Here is a 16,829-nt window from a genome sequence, read left to right on the forward strand (position 1 = left end):
CCATGCCCAAGACCATCGACATCATCCGCCAGGAGCATGCCGCGCTGGCGGCGATGCTGCGCTCCATCCTGCTGCTGCTGGCGCAGTCCCGCCGCGAGAACACGCTGCCGGACTTCGGCGCGCTGCGGGCCATGCTGTTCTACGTGGACGAGTTTCCGGAGCAGCGCCACCACCGCAAGGAATCGGAGCTGCTGTTCCCCAAGCTGCGGGCGCGCACGCCGCTGTCACGCGACCTGCTGGACGAACTCGACCACCAGCATGCGCGCAGCGAACGTGCAGTGCGCGACGTGGAGCATGCGCTGCTGGGCTTCGAGATGATGGGCGAGCCGCGCCGCGGCCACTTCGAGCGTGCGGTGCAGTGGTACGTCGACCACTATCGCGCCCACATGGCGCTGGAGGAGCAGCAGATGCTGCCGCTGGCCGAGCGGGTGCTGACGCCGGCCGACTGGGCCGAGCTGGACGAGGCCTTCGGGCAGAACCAGGATCCGTTCGCAGGCCATGAACCGGCGCCGGACTATGCGGCGCTGTTCAGCCGCATCGTGAACCTGGTGCCGGCGCCCATTGGCCTGGGGCCGGCGGGGCGCGCCGCGGGTTGAGGGCTGCCGCATGGCACCGCTGTGCCGCAAGGCCCTGCCGGAGGACTTTCCTGCCCTGCAGCAGATGCTGGAGCTGTACCAGTACGAGCTGTCGGACATCTGGCCACAGGACCTGGATGCCCAGGGCCGCTACGGCTACGACCTGGGCCGCCACCGCGAGGGCCTGCGCTTTCATGCCTACGTGGTGCTGCAGGCTGATCTCTATGCGGGGTTCGCCCTGGTCGCGCCTGCGGGCGTCACGCGCAGCGCCGGCTGCTGGATGGAGCAGTTCTTCGTGCTCAAGCGCCATCGGCGCGAGCGCATCGGCGAGGCCCTGGCGCGCTTCGTGTTCAGCGCCCATCCGGGCCCGTGGGAGGTGGGACAGATGTTCGACAACCTCGTGGCGCAACAGTTCTGGCGCCGGGTCATCGCGGAGGTGGCGCAGGGCTCCGTGGCCGAGCTGCGGTGGACCGAAGGCTGGTGGCAGGGTGTCGTGCAGCAGTTCGAAGTGGCGCCCGCCGCTTGATGGCGGCGGGCCACCGCTCAATGCCGCGGCACGCCCTCAATGCAGCGGCACCCCCGTCTTCTGCTGCAACTCCTCCAGCGTCACCCCCGGAGCGATCTCGACCACCTTCAGGCCTTGCGGCGTCACGTCCAGCACCGCCAGGTCGGTGATGATGCGGTTGACCACGCCCACGCCGGTCAGCGGCAGGGTGCACTTGGGCAGGATCTTCAGGTCGGTGGTGCCGTCCTTTTTGCGGGCCACGTGCTCCATCAGCACGATCACGCGCGGCACGCCGGCCACCAGGTCCATCGCGCCGCCCATGCCCTTGACCATCTTGCCGGGGATCATCCAGTTGGCCAGGTCGCCGTCCTCGCTGACCTGCATCGCGCCCAGGATCGACAGGTTGATCTTGCCGCCGCGGATCATCGCGAAGCTGTCGTGGCTGCCGAAGATGCTCGAGCCCGGGATGGTGGTGACCGTCTGCTTGCCGGCGTTGATGAGGTCGGCGTCCACCTGGTCTTCCGTGGGGAAGGGGCCGATGCCCAGCATGCCGTTCTCGCTCTGCAGCCACACCTCGATGCCCGGCGGCTGGTGGTTGGCCACCAGCGTGGGCAGGCCGATGCCCAGGTTCACGTAGAAGCCGTCCTGCAGTTCGGCCGCGGCCTTGGCGGCCATCTCGTCATGCGTCCAGGCCATGGTCAGGCTCCCTTCTTCTCTGTGATGGTGCGCTTCTCGATGCGCTTCTCGGGCGTGGCGTTGACCACGATGCGGTGCACGTAGATGCCGGGCAGATGGACGTCGTCAGGGTCGATGTCGCCGGTTTCCACCAGGTGCTCCACCTCCACCACCGTGACCTTGCCGGCCATCGCGCAGGCCGGATTGAAGTTGCGCGCCGTGCGGCGGAACACCAGGTTGCCGCTCTTGTCGGCCTTGTACGCCTTGACCAGCGACACGTCGGGCGTCAACGCACGCTCCAGCACGTAGACATGGCCGTCGAACTCGCGGGTTTCCTTGCCTTCGGCCACCAGGGTGCCCACGCCGGTGCGGGTGAAGAAGGCCGGGATGCCGGCGCCGCCGGCGCGCAGCTTCTCGGCCAGCGTGCCCTGCGGCGTGAACTCGAGCTGCAGCTCGCCGGCCAGGTACTGGCGCTCGAACTCCTTGTTCTCGCCCACGTAGCTGGAGATCATCTTCTTGATCTGCCGCGTTTCAAGCAGCTTGCCCAGGCCGAAGCCGTCCACGCCGGCGTTGTTCGAGATCACCGCCAGGTCCTGCACGCCGCTGGCCTGCAGCGCGTTGATCAGCGCCTCGGGTATGCCGCACAGGCCGAAGCCGCCGACGGCGAGCAACTGGCCGCTCTTGACCACCCCATCGAGTGCCGCCGCGGCACTAGGGAAAACCTTGTTCATCTGCAAGCTCCTGGAACGGGACGGGCGAGCGTACTACGTATAGGATTAAGTAACAGATACGCAGAATCGCCTAAGGAGGAGCATGGACAAGAAGCCGCCGCCTGTCACGCCCATGGGCATCGAGCCGCTGCAATCCGCGCTGGGCGAGCTGTTCGCACCCTGGGTGCGCGAGCTGGCGCTGCAGGTCACGGCCACCGGGCCCGGCAGCGTCACGCTGCGGCTGCCCGTCACGCCGCACCATGTGCATGGCGGCGGCGTGCTGTGCGGGCAGACCTTGATGTCGGCCGCCGACACCGCGATGGTGCTGGCGGTGATGACGAAGCTGGGTGCCTTCAAGCCGATGACCACCGTGCAACTGCAGACCAGCTTCCTGCGTGCGGTGCCCGGCGACGCCGGCCACGCGGTGGTGCAGGCCCGGGTGCTGAAGATGGGCCGCAGCCTGGCCTTCGGCGCCATCGACATCCACACGCCCGACGGCCAACTCGCCGCGCAGGCCACCACCACCTACGCGCTGCTGTAGCCATGGCGGCCGAGCCCACCGAACTGGCGCTGGACTACCGCACCGCCTTCGACCAGGCGCCGGTGGGGCTGGTGCTGTCGCGCCACCGGCTGATCGTCGACTGCAACCGGCAGGTGCTGGAGATCTTCGGCGCCACGCGTGAAGACCTGCTCGGCCATTCCTTCGAGCGGCTCTATCCCACCCACGACGAGTTCGAGCGCACCGGCGCGCGCATCGTCGCCAGCCTGGGCCCGGGCGGGCGCTATGCCGACGAACGGGTGATGAAGCGCCTGGGCGGCCCTGCCGCGGGCGAGCTGTTCTGGTGCCATGTCTCGGGCCGCGCGCTCGACCCCAGCCGGCCGCATGCCGCGGGCATCTGGTCGTTCGAAGACCTCTCGGCGCAGCGCCGCGTGAGCTGCGACCTCACCGCCCGCGAACGCGAGATCTCCGCGCTGCTGATCGACGGCCTGACCAGCAAGTTGATCGGCAAGAAGCTGGGCATCAGCCCGCGCACGGTGGACGTGTACCGCGCCCGCCTGATGCGCAAGTACTCGGCCGCCACCACGCCCGAGCTCGTCCACAAGATGCTGCGGGCCTGAAGCGCCGCGGACCACCCCTTCAGATGATCACCGTCCACCACCTCGAAAAATCCCGTTCGCAGCGCGTGCTGTGGCTGCTCGAAGAAATGGGCCTGCCCTACGAGCTGCGGCTGTACAAGCGCCACCCGCAGACGATGCTGGCACCACCCGAGCTGCAGTCGGTGCATCCGCTGGGCAAGTCGCCGGTGATCACCGACGGCGACATCACGATGGCCGAGTCGGGCGCCATCATCGAGTACCTGACCCAGGCTTACGAACAAGGCCAGGCGCTGGTGCCGGCGCGCGGCAGCGCCGAATGGCGGCGCTACATCTACTGGCTGCACTTCGCGGAGGGTTCGATGATGCCGCCGCTGCTGCTGAAGCTGATCTTCAACCGCGTGCGAACGGCGCCGATGCCGTTCTTCGTCAAGCCGATCGCGCGCGGCATCGCCGACAAGGTGACCGGCGCCTTCGTCGAGCCCAACCTGAGGCGGCTGCTGGCCTTCATGGAAGCCGAGCTGGGCGGCCGGCCGTGGTTCGCGGGCGAGCAGTTCAGCGCCGCCGACGTGCAGATGAGCTTTCCGCTGGAAGCCGCCGCGGCGCGCGGCGGGCTGGACGCCAGCTACACCAACCTCAGCACCTGGCTGGCGCGAGTGCATGCGCGGCCGGCGTACAAGCGGGCGATCGACAAGGGCGGGCCTTTCTCGATCCCCGGCTGACCGACAGGCTCAGCCCGCGTCCGTCACCGCCAGCGCCCGCAGCCAGTCGGGCAGCGGGATCGAGCGCTCGGTCTTCATGTCGGTCCACACCAGCTTGCCGCCGCCGGTGGCGCAGGGCTGGCCGGGCTCGTCGGCGCGCTCCAGGGTGAAGAAGGTCTCGATGCTGCTGCGGCCTGCCTGGCCGACGTAATGGCGCGCCACCACGTCGCCCGGGAAGCGCAGCTGCCGCAGGAAGCTGCAGAAGGCGTTGACGATGACCGGGCCGGTGCCGTCCTCGTAGACGGCGCTGTCGGCCAGGCGCAGCCAGTCCAGCCGCACCGTCTCGAAGTACCGGAAGTACAGCGTGTTGTTCACATGGCCGGCGGCGTCCATGTCGCCCCAGCGCACCGGGATGACCAGGGTGTGCACCAGCTGCTTGTGTTCAGGCAGGTCGAAGCGCATGTCCAGACCCGTCATGCGTTGCTGGGGCCGGGCTCCATCCCCAGCTCCGCCGCCATGCGCTGCACCAGCGTGCGCAGCGCGGCCACCTCGGCCTGCAGCGCGGCGAAGTCCTCTGCGCTGACGGCCGGCGTGGCGGATGCGGGCAGCGGCGGCAGCGGGCCGGTGCCCACCGCCACGGCCGGCACGTTGGCCTCGCCGCACAGCAGGTGCGCCCAGCGCGGCTCGCGCCCGCCCGGGGAGCGCGGCAGCTTGATGACCCGCGGCGGGGTCTTGCCCATCAGCTCGTCGAGAAAGGCTTCCACCGAACCGGTGTCGGCAAAGCGGTGCAGCCGCTCGGTGTTGGCGCGCAGCTCGGCCGCGGTCTGCGGGCCACGCAGCGCCAGCACCGCCAGCAGCGCGGCGGCGGCGCCGGGCACGCCCAGGCCGCGCGCGGCATTGTGCTCGTAGCGGGTGACGCGGGTGCCGCTCACCTCGTTGACCAAATGCTGCTCGCGCAGGCCTTCCAGCGCGGCCAGCACCTCGGTCTCGCTCAGGTTCATCACCGGGTCGCGGGCGGTCTTCTGGTTGCAGCCGGCGGCCAGCGCATTGAGCGACAGCGGATAGGTGTCGGGCACGGTGGACTGCTTTTCCACCAGCACGCCCAGCACCCGGGCCTCGGCCAGCGTCAGGTCGCGTTGGCTCATCGCGGTGTCACACCCCGAAGCCGTCGTCGGCGGCGATCACCGCGCCGTTGATGAAGTGGCTCTCGTTGGCGCACAGCATCATCAGCGCGGTGTCCAGGTCCTGCGGCTGGCCCACGCGCTTGCGCGGCAGCATGGAGATCAGCTTCTGGCCGGCGTCGCTGCTCCAGTGCTTGTGGTTGATCTCGGTGTCGATGTAGCCGGGGCACAGCGCATTCACGTTGATGCCGTAGCGTCCCCACTCCAGCGCCATCGCCTTGGTCATGTGCACCACGGCGGCCTTGCTCATCGCGTACACGCCGATCTTGCCCAGCACCTTCAGCCCGGCCATCGAGGCCACGTTGACGATGCGCCCGCCGGTGTAGGTGCCGGGGGCCGAGCCGCTGGCCCGCGCGATCATGCGCTTGGCCACTTCCTGCGCCACGAAGAACGAGCCGCGGGCGTTGGTGTTCATCACGTAGTCGAAGTCTTCCGGCGTCACGTCCGTCAGCTTCTGCGTGGTGCTGACGCCGGAGTTGTTGACCAGGATGTCGATCGCGCCGACCTCGGTCTCGGCATGCGCCACCGCGGCACGGATGCTGGTGGGGTCGGTCACGTCCATGCCCACCACGTGGGCGTCGCCGCCGGCGCCTTCGATCTCGGCGCGCAGCGTCTTCAGCCGGTCGATGCGGCGGGCGCTCAGCACCACGGCCGCGCCGGCCTCGGCCAGCACCTTGGCGAAGTGGCAGCCCAGGCCGCTGGATGCGCCGGTGACCAGGGCCACGCGGCCCGACAGATCGATCTTGTAGCTCATGCGCAGGGCTCCTCGAGCGGGGCATTCTTCATTCGGATCGGATGACGATAGCACGCACCCCCGGCCGCCCGTAACGGCCCGCGGCACGGCCGGAAGCCGTCTGGTGACGGCCACTTAGAATCGCCGGTCGCACAGAAGTCACGAACCCGAGACAAGGAACGTCGGATGACCCCGCAGGAGATTCTTGAGCAATTCGGCCCGCGCGAGGCCATGGAGTACGACGTGGTGATCGTCGGCGGCGGACCCGCCGGCCTGGCCACCGCCATCCGGCTCAAACAGCTTGCGGCCGAACAGTCGAAGGAGGTGTCGGTCGTCGTCCTCGAAAAAGGCAGCGAGCCTGGCGCGCACATCCTGTCGGGTGCGGTGATGGACCCCATCGGCCTGAACGAGCTGCTGCCCAACTGGAAGGAGCTCGGCGCGCCGCTCAACCAGCCCGTCACCGGCGACGAAGTGCTGTTCATGAGCGAGACCGGCGCCACCCGCACGCCGGGCTGGCTGGTGCCCGACTGCTTCCACAACGAAGGCAACTACGTCATCAGCCTGGGCGCGGTCACCAAGTGGCTGGGCGAGCAGGCCGAGGGCCTGGGCGTGGAGATCTTCCCTGGCTTCACCGCGGCCGAGGTGCTCTACAACGACGACGGCTCGGTCAAGGGCATCGCCACCGGCAACCAGGGCATCGGCAAGGACGGCCAGCCCACCGACGCCTTCCAGCTGGGCATGGAGCTGCACGGCAAGTACACCGTGTTCGCCGAAGGCTCGCGCGGCCACCTGGGCAAGCAGCTGATCGCGCGCTTCAAGCTGGACGAAGGCAAGGACCCGCAGAGCTATGCGCTGGGCGTGAAGGAGCTGTGGGAAGTGCCGGCCGACAAGGCCAGGCCGGGCCTGGTGGTGCACACCGCCGGCTGGCCGATGGAGCCCGACACCTATGGCGGCGGCTTCCTCTACCACCTGGAGGGCAACAAGGTCACGCTGGGCTTCGTCACCGGGCTGGACTACAAGAACCCCTACCTCAGCCCGTTCGAGGAAATGCAGCGCTGGAAGGCGCACCCCAGCATCCGTGTCCACATCGAAGGCGGCAAGCGCATCGGCTACGGCGCGCGGGCCATCACGGCCGGCGGCATCCTCAGCCTGCCCAAGACGGTGTTCCCGGGCGGTGCGCTGGTGGGCTGCGACGCGGGCTATCTGAATGCCGCGCGCATCAAGGGCAGCCACGCTGCCATCAAGACCGGCATGCTGTGCGCCGAAGCCGCCTTCGAGGCCGTGACCAGCGGTCGCCAGCAGGACGAGCTGAGCGCCTACCCCGCCGCCTTCGAGCAGAGCTGGCTCAAGCGCGAGCTGGACCAGTCGCGCAACTTCAAGCAGTGGTTCAAGCGCGGCGTGTACGTCGGCTCGCTGATGACCGGCATCGAGCAGTGGCTGCTGCCCCGCCTGGGCGTCAAGAGCCCGCCGTGGACCATCCACCGCAAGGTGGCCGACCACACCCGGCTGCTGCCGGCGGCCGAGTGCCAGCCGATCGTGTATCCCAAGCCCGACGGCAAGCTCACCTTCGACCGGTTGTCCTCGGTGTTCATCAGCAACACCAACCACGAGGAGAACCAGCCGGCGCACCTGACGCTGAAGGACGCCAGCGTGCCGGTGGCCATCAACCTGGCCAAGTACGCTGGCCCCGAAGGCCGCTACTGCCCGGCGGGCGTGTACGAGTACGTGAAGAACGCCGACAACACCGACCGCCTGCAGATCAATGCCCAGAACTGCGTGCACTGCAAGACCTGCGACATCAAGGACCCCACGCAGAACATCGTGTGGGTGACGCCGGAAGGCGGCGGCGGACCCAACTACGCCGGCATGTAAGGGCCGCAGCCTCGCCGTGACCGAGGACGAAGCGCGCCGCATCACGCTGCTGCGCGCCTTCGAGGCGCCGATGGCCGCGCCCTGGACCGAGGCGGATGCCGCCGCGGCCAGCGCCGAAGCGGCCCGCGCGGTGGGCGAACAAGCCGCGCCCGGGCGCTACCTGGCCGCCCGCGCCCAGGCGGGCCTGGCCCTGCTGCTGCCAAAGGAGCCTGCCGCCGCCCGGCTGCTGCAGGCCAGCCGCGGCGCGCGCTGGCCCGGGCCGCTGCTGGTGGTGCTGGCGGCCGGCCTCGGGCTGGCAACGCAGGCCCTGGGGCCGACGCAGCAGCTCAACCTGCTGGCACCGCCGCTGCTGGGCCTGCTGGCCTGGAACCTGTTGGTCTACCTGGCGCTGGCGGCCGCGGCGCTCAACCGTCTTGCCCGGCGCAAGCGCGCGTTTCATGGCGCATCGAGCGCAGGCACCCTGGCGTCCGCCCAAGACCTGCCCGGCCACGTCGCCGCGCCGCCGCCTGTCGGCCTGCGCCGGCTGCTGGCCGCGCCCGCCTGGAGAGCCGCCGCGGGCCACCCGGCCCTGCGGCGATTCGCCGAGCGCTGGTCGGCCCAGTCGGCGCCCTTGTGGTCGGCCCGCGCGGCCGTGTGGCTGCACGCGGCGGCCGCGGCGCTGGTGGCCGGCGTGCTGGCCTCGATGTACCTGCATGGCCTGGCCTTCGAGTACCGCGCCGGCTGGGACAGCACCTTCCTCTCGGCCGATGCGGTTCACCGGCTGCTGAACGGCGTGCTGGGCCCGGCCTCGGCGCTCAGCGGCATCCCCCTGCCTTCGGCCGCCGAACTGGCCGGCCTGCGCTTATCCGCAGGGCCGGGCGAGAACGCCGCCCGCTGGATCCATCTGCATGCACTCACCGCCGCCGGCGTGGTGCTGCTGCCGCGGCTGGTGCTGGCGCTGGGCGCCGCGATCCGCGTCCACCGGCTGGCGGGGCACTTTCCGCTGCCCATCGACGATGCCTACAGCCAGCGCCTGCTGCGCAGCCACCGCGGTGGCGCGGTGCTGCTGCGGGTGCAGCCCGTGCAGTACCGGCTGCCGGCGGTGGCCATCGACGGCCTGCAGCGGGTGCTGCGCCACAGCTTCGGCGAGCAGGCGCGGCTGCAGCTGGCCGAGCCGCTGCACGAAGGCGACGACGCCGGCCACGGCGCGCCGCCGGCGATGCTGCTGTTCGCCCTCAGCGCCACGCCGGAGCGTGAGACCCACGGCGCCGCCGCCGAAGCCTGGCCCGCCGCCCGCCTGCTGGTCGACACCTCCGGCTTCGCGCAGCGCTTCGGCGCGGCGCGGGCGCAGCAGCGGCGCGAGGCCTGGCAGCGCATGCTCGCCGGCCTGGGCCGCACGCCGGTGTTCATCGACCTTGCCCATCCCGACCTGGCCGCCGCCGAGGCCGCGCTGCAGGCCGTGCCCGCATGACCGGCAGCAGCGCGCCCACCGAGGCCATCGGGCTCAGCCTCGTGTCCCACACCAACGTGGGCAAGACCACGCTGGCCCGCACGCTGCTGGGCCGCGACATCGGCGAGGTGCGCGACGAAGCCCATGTGACCGAGACCGCCGAGCGCCACACCATGCTTTCCACGCCCGAGGGCCAGCGGCTGGAGCTGTGGGACACGCCCGGCTTCGGCGACAGCGTGCGGCTGCTGCGCCGGCTGGAGCAGGCCGGCAACCCGATCGGCTGGTTCCTGGCGGAGGTGTGGGACCGCTTCCGCCACAAGCCCTTCTGGTCGGCCCAGCGCGCCATGCGCAATGTGCTGGAGCAGGCCGACGTGGTGCTGTACCTGGTGAACGCGGCCGAGTCGCCCGACGACGCGACCTACGTCGATGCCGAGCTGCGGGTGCTGCAGCTGCTGGGCAAGCCGGTGGTGGTGCTGCTGAACCAGCTGGGCCCGCCGCAGCCGCGGCCGCTGGAGGAGGCGCAGCGCCAGGGCTGGCAGCAGCGCGTGCAGCGACCGGTGCTGGCGCTGGATGCCTTCGCCCGCTGCTGGGTGCAGGAAGGGCGCCTGCTGCAGGCGGTGGGTGATGCCCTGCCTGCGGCGCGGCACCCGGCCATGGCGGCGCTGCAGGCCGCCTGGCTGCGCCGCAGCCAGGGCGTGTGGCACGAGGCCATGGCCGAGCTCGCGCACCGCCTGGCCCGCGCTGCGCTGGACCGCGAGGCCCTGCCCGCCGGCGGCCTGGGCGCGCGGCTGAAGGAGCTGGGCGTGGCCGTGGGCCGCAGCATCGGCCTGCAGCCCGACGAGGCCGGCGGCCCGCAGGCGCGGGCGATGGAAGCCCTGGCCGCCCGCGTGGCCGAGGACACCCGCGGCTCCACCGACCGGCTGATCGCGCTGCACGGCCTGCAGGGCCGGGCGGAGGCGGATGCGGTGCTGTCCCGCGTGGCGGCGCAGTTCGCGCTGCGCGCGCCGGTGGACGAAGGCCGGGCCGCCCTGTGGGGCGGCGCGGTGACGGGCGCGCTGGCCGGCCTGAAGGCCGACCTGCTGACCGGCGGCCTGACCCTGGGCGGCGGCATGCTGGCCGGCGGGCTGCTGGGCGCGCTGGGCGCGGCCGGCCTGGCCCGCGGCTTCAACCTGATGCGCGGCGTGGAGGCGCCCAGCGTGGCCTGGTCGGACGCCGCGCTGGACGAGATGGTGCACGGCGCGCTGCTGGGCTACCTGACGGTGGCGCACTTCGGCCGCGGCCGCGGCGGCTGGACGGCCACCGAGCATCCCCCCTTCTGGAACGAGGCGGTGGCCGCCGCCATCGCCAGCCACCGGCCGGCGCTGCACCGCCTGTGGGCGGCGCGGGCGGAGGCCGGCGTGGCCGTCTCCGCCGAGGCCGCCCGCCACACCCTGCAGGCCGGGCTGCAGGCGTGGCTGGTGACCGTCAGCGCCGAACTGCTGCGCGGGCTGTATCCGGACGACGCCGGCGCGCTGCAGCCGCCGGCGGGCTGATCAATCCCAGCGCAGCAGCCAGTCGGCACGCGCCCGGGTGGCCTCGATGCGGCGGGCGTTCGGCTCGTCGCTGGCGTCCACCCAGGCCCGCGCCGCCTCCGGTGAGCGGCCGAATTGCACATGCCGCGCCACCAGCCGCCGCAGCCGGGTCGGCTCGTCGCCTTCCACGTACCAGGCCTGGGTGAGCAGCGGGCGCACCGCGGCCCAGGGGCCGTCGTCGAGCAGCAGGTAGTTGCCCTCGGTGATCACCAGCGGCACCTCGGGCGCCACCGCGATGGCGCCGGCCACCGGCTCCTCGATCTCGCGCCGGAACTCGGGCGCATACACGGTTTCGCCGGGCACGGCGGCATGCAGGCGGCGCAGCAGGGCGGCGTAACCGGCGGCATCAAAGGTGTCGGGCGCGCCCTTGCGCTGGTCGCGGCCCAGCCGCTGCAGCTCCGCCTGCGCCAGGTGGAAGCCGTCCATCGGCACCACCACCGCCCTGCCGCCCAGCGCGGCGGCCAGGGCTTGCGCCACCGTGGACTTGCCCGCGCCGGGCGTGCCCACCAGCCCCAGCACCGCCCGGCGACCACTGGCCAGCAGCGCCTCAGCGCGGGCCAGGGCCTCGGGCGGCAGCGCCGCGGCCGGAGCGCAGCGGCTTGTTACCTGTGCTGGAAATCCTGCGGCAAGCTTTGTCATCCGAAATCCATCTTGCGTCGTTAGAGGTGCCACGCGGCGCCAACAAGCCGTGAGACAGCCCCGCATGATGATCCAGAAATCCGCTCATCCCGTGCAGCCCGCCGGCTCCCGCCGCAGCGAGCCCTTCGAGCCCCCGGCAGACAAGGGCCAGAAGTTCGAGCCCTTCCTGATTCCCGCCATGGGCCGCGACCGCCGCAGCATGGCGCGCGAACTGCGCATGGACCAGCGCCGCTGACCCAGCGCGGCAGCGGCCCGGCCCACCCGGGGGCCTGGGCTACACTGCCGCCCGCCAGGAGAGAGCCGCTGCGGCATCCCAACGCAACGGCCGCCGAAGGCGCAGGGGCACAAGCTCCGAACGCTCAGGCAAAAGGACTGGCAAGACGCCCCGTCGGGGCGTTCCTCACTGGAGAGAGGCGGGCCGCGAGCCCGCCCACCGAAGGGGCAAGCCGTGCCGCCGCACCACGCGGGGCCCGGCCAATCTCTCAGGTAAAGCGGACAGCGAGGGCATCACCCCACCCAGAACGCCCGACGGCGGTTATGGTGGGTGATCGATGGCCTCTTCGCTTCCCCTTTCACCCCGGGAGACATCCGATGTCCGCTGAACTGCTCCAGACGCCGCTGCATGCGCTGCACGTGGAACTGGGCGCCAAGATGGTGCCCTTCGCCGGCTATGCGATGCCGGTCAACTACCCCGGCGGCATCCTCGCCGAGCACCGGCAGTGCCGCGATTCGGCGGCGTTGTTCGACGTCTCCCACATGGGCCAGCTGCGGCTGCCCGATGCCGCCGCCGCGGCCGCCGCGCTCGAGACCCTGGTGCCGGCCGACATCGTCGACCTGGGCGTGGGCAGGCAGCGCTACACCCAGCTCACCAATGCCTCGGGCGGCATCCTCGACGACCTGATGGTCACCCGGCGCGAGAAAGACCTGTTCCTGGTGGTCAACGCCGGCTGCAAGGCCGACGACATCCGCCACCTGCAGACCCACATCGGCCACCGTTGCCAGGTCATCCCGCTGCCCGACCGTGCCTTGCTGGCGCTGCAGGGCCCGAAGGCGGTGCAGGCGCTGGCGCGGCTGAATGCCGACGTGGCCCGCCTCACCTTCATGACCGGCGGCAGCTTCGCGCTGAACGGCGTGGAGTGCTTCATCACCCGCTCCGGCTACACCGGGGAGGACGGCTTCGAGATCTCGGTGCCCGCCGAGGAGGCCGTGGCCCTGGCCCGCCAGCTGCTGGAGCAGCCGGAAGTCAAGCCCGCCGGCCTGGGCGCGCGCGACACGCTGCGGCTGGAAGCCGGCCTGTGCCTGTACGGCCATGACATCGACACCACCACCTCGCCGGTGGAAGCCGGCCTGGCCTGGTCCATCCAGAAGGTGCGGCGCCCCGGCGGCGCGCGGGCCGGCCACTATCCCGGCGCGGCGGTGATCGAGAAGCACCTGGCCGGCGGTGCGCCCAGCAAGCGCGTGGGCCTGGTGGGGCTGGAGCGCATCCCGGTGCGCGAAGGCGCCACCCTGCACGACGCCCACGGCCACAAGCTGGGCCGCGTGACCAGCGGCACGCTGGCGCCCACGGTCAACCAGCCCATCGCGATGGCCTACCTGGCCGCCAACCATGCACAGCCCGGCAACGAGGTGCATGCCGACGTGCGCGGCAAGCGCCTGCCGATGCGGGTGAGCGCGATGCCCTTCGCGCCCCACCGCTACCAGCGCTGAACCCCTTCCATCCCACCCCACGAACCCCAGGAGCGAGCACATGACGATTCAGTTCACCAACGACCACGAGTGGATCAATGCCGGCGACACCGATGCCGCCATCGTCGGCATCACCCAGCATGCGCAGGACGCGCTGGGCGACGTGGTGTTCGTCGACCTGCCTGAAGTGGGCAAGACCTTCGAGAAGGGCGACGTGGCCGGCGTGGTGGAGTCGGTGAAGGCCGCGGCCGACCTGTTCATGCCCGTCACCGGCGAGGTGGTGGAAGTGAACGAGGCGCTGCGGGCCGACCCGTCGCTGGCCAATTCCGACCCGATGGGCGCGGGCTGGTTCTTCAAGGTGCGCGTGGCCGATGCCGGCCAGCTGGGCGGCCTGATGGACGAGCCGGCCTACCAGGCCCTGCTCAAGACCCTCTGATCCCTCTTCCCTGCCCGCGAGCCTTTCCATGCTGATGCCTGCCCTCCAGCCGCTTGGCGACCTCGAGAACGAGGCCGAGTTCACCGCCCGCCACATCGGCCCCGACGCGGCCGACGAGGCGCACATGCTGTCGGTGATCGGGGCGGCCTCGCGCCGCGCGCTGATCGACGCCATCGTGCCGCGTGCCATCGCCCGCGGCACGGCCATGACGCTGCCCGCGCCGCTGACCGAGGCGCAGGCGCTGGCCGAGCTGAAGACGGTGGCCGCGCGCAACCGGCTGCTCAAGAGCTTCATCGGGCAGGGCTACCACGGCACGCTGACGCCACCGGTCGTGCTGCGCAACATCCTCGAGAACCCGGCCTGGTACACCGCCTACACGCCCTACCAGGCGGAGATCTCGCAGGGCCGCATGGAAGCGCTGCTGAACTTCCAGACCATGGTGACCGACCTCACCGGCATGGCCATCGCCAATGCGTCGATGCTGGACGAGGCCACCGCCGCGGCCGAGGCCATGACGCTGGCGCTGCGGGTGGGCAAGAGCAAGAGCACCACCTTCTTCGTGGCCGACGACGTGCTGCCGCAGACGCTGGCCGTGGTGCGCACCCGCGCCGAGCCGCTGGGCCTCACGGTGCAGGTGGGCCCGGCCGAGGAGGCCGGCAGCGTGCAGGCCTTCGCCGCGCTGCTGCAGTACCCGGGCGTCACCGGCCGCGTGCGCGACCTGCGCCCGCTGATCGACGGCGTGCATGCCCAGGGCGGGCTGGCCATCGTCGCGGCCGACCTGCTGGCGCTGGCGCTGCTGCTGCCGCCGGGTGAACAAGGCGCCGACATCGTGGTGGGCAACACCCAGCGCTTCGGCATGCCGATGGGCGCCGGCGGCCCGCATGCGGCCTACATGGCCACCCGCGACGAATTCAAGCGCTCGCTGCCCGGCCGACTGGTGGGCGTGAGCGTGGACGCGCACGGCGCCCCGGCCTACCGGCTGGCCCTGCAGACGCGCGAGCAGCACATCCGCCGCGAGAAGGCCACCTCCAACATCTGCACCGCGCAGGTGCTGCCGGCCGTGGTGGCCAGCATGTACGCCGTGTACCACGGGCCCGAGGGCCTGAAGCGCATCGCCCGCCGCGTGGCCAGCTACACCGCGCTGCTGGCTGCGGAGCTGCAGCAGGCCGGCTTCACGCTGGCCCATGCCGAGGCCTTCGACACCCTGGAAGTGGCCACCGGCGAACGCACCGGCGCACTGCTGGCCGCGGCCGCCTCGGCCGGCATGAACCTGCGCCGCGCCAGCGCCGGCTCGCTGGGCATCACGCTGGACGAGACCACCACCCGCGCCGACCTGGCCGCGCTGCTGCGCGTGTTCACCGGCCGGGCCGATGCACAGCCCGACTTCGCGCTGCATGAGCGCGGCATCGCCCCGCTGATCGCGCCGCAGCTGCTGCGCGGCAGCGCCTACCTCACGCACCCGGTGTTCAACACCCACCACAGCGAGACCGAGATGCTGCGCTACATCCGCAGCCTGTCGGACAAGGACCTGGCGCTGGACCGCACGATGATCCCGCTGGGCTCGTGCACCATGAAGCTGAATGCCACCAGCGAGATGATCCCCATCACCTGGCCGGAATTCGCCAACGTGCATCCCTACGCACCGGCCGACCAGCAGCAGGGCTACGCGCTGCTGAACCAGCAGCTGTGCGACTGGCTGGTGCAGGCCACCGGCTATGCCGGCGTGAGCCTGCAGCCCAACGCCGGCTCGCAGGGCGAGTACGCCGGCCTGCTGGCCATCCGCGGCTGGCATCTCTCGCGCGGCGACGCGCAGCGCACCGTGTGCCTGATCCCCGAATCGGCCCACGGCACCAACCCCGCCAGCGCCCAGATGGTGGGCATGCAGGTGGTGGGCGTGAAGTGCGACGAGATGGGCAACGTCGACCTGGCAGACCTGCAGGCCAAGTGCGAGAAGCACGCCGACCGCCTGGCCGCGGTGATGATCACCTACCCCTCCACCTACGGCGTGTTCGAGCCGCGGGTGAAGGAGCTGTGCGCGCTGGTGCACCGGCATGGCGGCCGGGTGTACGTGGACGGCGCCAACATGAATGCGCTGGTGGGCGTGGCCGCGCCGGGCGAGTTCGGCGGCGACGTGAGCCACCTCAACCTGCACAAGACGTTCTGCATCCCGCACGGCGGCGGCGGCCCGGGCGTGGGCCCGGTGTGCGTGGCGGCCGACCTGGTGCCCTTCCTGCCGGGTGCCGGCAGCGTGGGCGCGGTCTCGGCCGCGCCGCTGGGCAATGCGGCGGTGCTGCCCATCACCTGGATGTACATCCGCATGATGGGCAGCGAGGGCCTGACGGCGGCCACCGAGACCGCCATCCTCAGCGCCAACTACGTGGCCGCCCGGCTGGCCGACCACTACGACATCCACTTCAGCGGCGAGCTGGAAGGCATCAAGGGCGGCGGCGTGGCACACGAGTGCATCCTCGACCTGCGCCCGTTGAAGGACAGCAGCGGCGTCAGCGCCGAGGACGTCGCCAAGCGGCTGATCGACTACGGCTTCCATGCGCCCACGCTCAGCTTCCCGGTGGCCGGCACGCTGATGGTGGAGCCCACCGAGAGCGAGCCGCTGAAGGAGCTCGACCGCTTCTGCGACGCGATGATCGCCATCCGCGAGGAGATCGCCAAGATCGAGCGCGGCGAGTGGCCGCGCGACGACCAGCCGCTGAAGAATGCGCCGCACACCGCCGAGGCCCTGCTGGCCGCCGACTGGACGCATGCCTACAGCCGCGAGCAGGCCGCCTACCCGGTGGCCGCGCTGCGGCGGGGCAAGTACTGGTCGCCGGTGGGCCGGGTGGACAACGTCTACGGCGACCGCAACCTGTTCTGCAGCTGCGTGCCGATGAGCGAGTACGCCGAGGGCTGAAGCGCCCCGCGGCCGGCCCCGTGCCGGCCGCCAAATGGCGACAGCGTGGCACGGCGGCGACGCCTGCTGGCACGGTGCGCGCTTATCCTGCCGCCATCGCCTCCACTGGGCTT

18 protein-coding genes and 2 riboswitches are annotated in these 16,829 nt (G+C 71.2%); of the genes, 12 read left to right on the forward strand and 6 right to left on the reverse strand.

The window, feature by feature from the left end; all coding sequences use genetic code 11:
• Positions 1-2 precede the first annotated feature (2 nt).
• Complete coding sequence (locus VO99_RS20355; protein ID WP_046114756.1) at positions 3-596, forward strand: hemerythrin domain-containing protein; 594 nt, start codon at positions 3-5, stop codon at positions 594-596.
• A gap of 10 nt (positions 597-606) precedes the next feature.
• Positions 607-1,101, forward strand: coding sequence for a hypothetical protein (locus VO99_RS29095; protein WP_052736494.1), 495 nt, complete (start codon positions 607-609; stop codon positions 1,099-1,101).
• A 36-nt stretch (positions 1,102-1,137) separates the two neighbouring features.
• Here the strand turns inward: VO99_RS29095 and VO99_RS20365 are convergent, their stop codons facing one another.
• A complete protein-coding gene (locus VO99_RS20365; protein ID WP_046114757.1) occupies positions 1,138-1,776 on the reverse strand; it encodes a CoA transferase subunit B in 639 nt (212 codons plus the stop codon).
• A 2-nt stretch (positions 1,777-1,778) separates the two neighbouring features.
• Positions 1,779-2,486, reverse strand: coding sequence for a CoA transferase subunit A (locus tag VO99_RS20370; RefSeq protein ID WP_046114758.1), 708 nt, complete (start codon positions 2,484-2,486; stop codon positions 1,779-1,781).
• A gap of 82 nt (positions 2,487-2,568) precedes the next feature.
• Here VO99_RS20370 and VO99_RS20375 point away from each other — a divergent pair, with 82 nt between their 5' ends.
• From VO99_RS20375 to VO99_RS20385, 3 genes are read left to right on the forward strand one after another with little or no spacing between them, the layout of a single operon-like run.
• Positions 2,569-3,006: a PaaI family thioesterase gene (locus VO99_RS20375; protein ID WP_375136410.1), complete on the forward strand. Its 438-nt coding sequence runs from the start codon at positions 2,569-2,571 to the stop codon at positions 3,004-3,006.
• Between the two features lie 2 nt (positions 3,007-3,008).
• A complete protein-coding gene (locus VO99_RS20380; RefSeq protein ID WP_046114759.1) occupies positions 3,009-3,584 on the forward strand; it encodes a LuxR C-terminal-related transcriptional regulator in 576 nt (191 codons plus the stop codon).
• Between the two features lie 23 nt (positions 3,585-3,607).
• On the forward strand, positions 3,608-4,282 hold the full coding sequence (locus tag VO99_RS20385) for a glutathione S-transferase (protein ID WP_046114760.1): 675 nt from the start codon (positions 3,608-3,610) through the stop codon (positions 4,280-4,282).
• A 9-nt stretch (positions 4,283-4,291) separates the two neighbouring features.
• On the opposite strand, the gene VO99_RS20390 is transcribed toward VO99_RS20385, so the two are convergent.
• Genes VO99_RS20390 through VO99_RS20400 form a run of 3 tightly spaced genes read right to left on the reverse strand, consistent with a single transcriptional unit; the run spans position 4,292 to position 6,196 of the window.
• Complete coding sequence (locus tag VO99_RS20390) at positions 4,292-4,738, reverse strand: acyl-CoA thioesterase (RefSeq protein ID WP_310733665.1); 447 nt, start codon at positions 4,736-4,738, stop codon at positions 4,292-4,294.
• On the reverse strand, positions 4,735-5,406 hold the full coding sequence (locus tag VO99_RS20395) for a YceH family protein (protein ID WP_046114762.1): 672 nt from the start codon (positions 5,404-5,406) through the stop codon (positions 4,735-4,737). The genes VO99_RS20390 and VO99_RS20395 overlap by 4 nt, the downstream gene beginning before the upstream one ends.
• A gap of 7 nt (positions 5,407-5,413) precedes the next feature.
• Positions 5,414-6,196 (reverse strand): SDR family oxidoreductase, encoded by a 783-nt coding sequence (locus VO99_RS20400; RefSeq protein ID WP_046114763.1) that lies wholly within the window; start codon positions 6,194-6,196, stop codon positions 5,414-5,416.
• Between the two features lie 165 nt (positions 6,197-6,361).
• Here VO99_RS20400 and VO99_RS20405 point away from each other — a divergent pair, with 165 nt between their 5' ends.
• The 3 genes from VO99_RS20405 to VO99_RS20415 are packed head-to-tail and all read left to right on the forward strand — an operon-like array spanning position 6,362 to position 11,008.
• Complete coding sequence (locus VO99_RS20405; RefSeq protein ID WP_046114764.1) at positions 6,362-8,047, forward strand: electron transfer flavoprotein-ubiquinone oxidoreductase; 1,686 nt, start codon at positions 6,362-6,364, stop codon at positions 8,045-8,047.
• Between the two features lie 16 nt (positions 8,048-8,063).
• The gene (locus VO99_RS20410; protein WP_046114765.1) at positions 8,064-9,497 is read left to right on the forward strand and encodes a DUF2868 domain-containing protein; all 1,434 of its coding nucleotides are present in this window, start codon (positions 8,064-8,066) and stop codon (positions 9,495-9,497) included.
• Complete coding sequence (locus tag VO99_RS20415; protein WP_046114766.1) at positions 9,494-11,008, forward strand: GTPase; 1,515 nt, start codon at positions 9,494-9,496, stop codon at positions 11,006-11,008. Before VO99_RS20410 ends, VO99_RS20415 begins: the two co-directional genes overlap by 4 nt.
• Here VO99_RS20415 and VO99_RS20420 read toward each other — a convergent pair whose 3' ends face one another.
• On the reverse strand, positions 11,009-11,686 hold the full coding sequence (locus VO99_RS20420; RefSeq protein WP_046114767.1) for a nucleoside/nucleotide kinase family protein: 678 nt from the start codon (positions 11,684-11,686) through the stop codon (positions 11,009-11,011).
• A 67-nt stretch (positions 11,687-11,753) separates the two neighbouring features.
• Here VO99_RS20420 and VO99_RS30405 point away from each other — a divergent pair, with 67 nt between their 5' ends.
• The 4 genes from VO99_RS30405 (at position 11,754) to gcvP (ending at position 16,716) form a co-directional block, all read left to right on the forward strand.
• Entirely contained in the window at positions 11,754-11,921 is a 168-nt protein-coding gene (locus VO99_RS30405; RefSeq protein ID WP_232315435.1) for a hypothetical protein, read from the forward strand.
• A 45-nt stretch (positions 11,922-11,966) separates the two neighbouring features.
• Positions 11,967-12,067: riboswitch (glycine riboswitch) on the forward strand.
• A gap of 12 nt (positions 12,068-12,079) precedes the next feature.
• Positions 12,080-12,195, forward strand: a riboswitch (glycine riboswitch).
• A gap of 82 nt (positions 12,196-12,277) precedes the next feature.
• The gene (gene gcvT / locus VO99_RS20425; protein WP_046114768.1) at positions 12,278-13,393 is read left to right on the forward strand and encodes a glycine cleavage system aminomethyltransferase GcvT; all 1,116 of its coding nucleotides are present in this window, start codon (positions 12,278-12,280) and stop codon (positions 13,391-13,393) included.
• A 40-nt stretch (positions 13,394-13,433) separates the two neighbouring features.
• Positions 13,434-13,808 carry a glycine cleavage system protein GcvH gene (gene gcvH, locus VO99_RS20430; protein ID WP_046114769.1) on the forward strand — a complete coding sequence of 125 codons (375 nt, stop codon included), beginning with the start codon at positions 13,434-13,436 and terminating at the stop codon, positions 13,806-13,808.
• Between the two features lie 28 nt (positions 13,809-13,836).
• Complete coding sequence (gene gcvP, locus VO99_RS20435) at positions 13,837-16,716, forward strand: aminomethyl-transferring glycine dehydrogenase (protein WP_046114770.1); 2,880 nt, start codon at positions 13,837-13,839, stop codon at positions 16,714-16,716.
• Positions 16,717-16,829 lie beyond the last annotated feature (113 nt).

It is taken from the genome of Aquincola tertiaricarbonis, from assembly GCF_000969605.1.
In the GTDB taxonomy this organism is placed as follows: Bacteria; Pseudomonadota; Gammaproteobacteria; order Burkholderiales; family Burkholderiaceae_C; genus Aquincola; species Aquincola tertiaricarbonis.